This window comes from Escherichia sp. AM3, from assembly GCF_032029835.1.
In the GTDB taxonomy this organism is placed as follows: Bacteria; Pseudomonadota; Gammaproteobacteria; order Enterobacterales; family Enterobacteriaceae; genus Escherichia; species Escherichia coli.
On sequence record NZ_JAVUPQ010000944.1, the window covers coordinates 1 to 275 of the forward strand.

Genomic DNA, 275 nt, shown 5'->3' on the forward strand with positions numbered 1-275 from the left:
GTACATGTGGCATCGCTGGGATTCTAGAAAGATGTCTCTGGCGGAAGAAATCAGGAAAGGGATGGCAGACGGCGAATTCAGCGTGCATTACCAGCCGGTCTGTGACACCGCGACTGGTGCCTGCTCCGGCGCCGAAGCCCTGATGCGCTGGCAGCGTACTGACGGTAGAAGCATTTCACCGGTGGTGTTTATCCGGGCCGCTGAAGAGGAAGGTCTGATTGTCAGCCTGACGCAGCATCTCTTCAGCCTGATAGAAGACGATGTCAGGGCATGGC

General features: G+C 57.1%; 1 protein-coding gene. It reads left to right on the plus strand.

Going from position 1 to position 275, the window contains the following annotated elements; translation table 11 throughout:
• Positions 1 to 275 (plus strand): EAL domain-containing protein (locus RTW80_RS29165; RefSeq protein ID WP_312721607.1); only part of this gene is annotated, 275 nt, incomplete at both ends.